Consider the following 743-nt stretch of genomic DNA (forward strand, 5'->3'; position numbering starts at 1 on the left):
CTCTTTGGATAATTATTTAAGTTTTTTAAATCTGTTTGATGTAATGTTAATATTACTGGTATATTATGCTCATCCTTAATTTTATTTGCAATGTATATATTCGGATTTATCATATGGGAAACTATTACATCAGGCATATACTCTTTTTTTATAATCCTATTTATCTTTTCAAATGATTGATTAATGTCAGCATTTAAATAGTCAATCTTAGGAATCTTATTAATATCTATCCTAGAAATATTAACACCCTCTAATTGAAAATTCTCCACTGAACTATGGATCTTGTTCTTACCTGAAAAATTAAATATTTTTGGATACCTAGGGCTAATTTTAATTACTCTTACCTCATAACCACTCTCCACCCAATCTTTAACAAAATAGTGTAATGCATATGATATCTCTTTTCTTGATTGTCCTACATACCCAGGGTAAAGAGTAGTAATAAGCATTATTTTCATAGAATCACTCACCTTACAAAGTTGAGGGGAAATTCAAATATTATTCAATATAAACCCTATTATATTGTCTAGTTATTTGGTTCCAGTCAAACTTTTCGCATAATTTTATATTTCTAAGTGAAATATCTTTGTAATTATCGATTATTTTAATTATATTATTTTTAATTTCATACTCATCAAAACAGTCAACACTATATCCAACTTCTCCATTTTTAAACTGGCCGTCGAACCCTTGACCTCTAGTGTAAATAATTGGAAGAGATTGACTCATTGCTTCAGCATATA

The 743-nt window shown here is 27.9% G+C and carries 2 protein-coding genes; both read right to left on the reverse strand.

Translation table 11 applies throughout. From position 1 onward, the window contains the following. Positions 1 to 458, reverse strand: a 458-nt coding sequence (locus HP456_RS24575; protein WP_172255884.1) for a glycosyltransferase, incomplete at its 3' end; no start/stop codon positions are given. A gap of 40 nt (positions 459 to 498) precedes the next feature. Continuing rightward, positions 499 to 743 (reverse strand): glycosyltransferase (locus tag HP456_RS24900; RefSeq protein WP_376766252.1); only part of this gene is annotated, 245 nt, incomplete at its 5' end.

Source organism: Bacillus haikouensis (genome assembly GCF_013179555.1).
GTDB lineage: Bacteria > Bacillota > Bacilli > Bacillales > Bacillaceae_B > Rossellomorea > Rossellomorea haikouensis_A.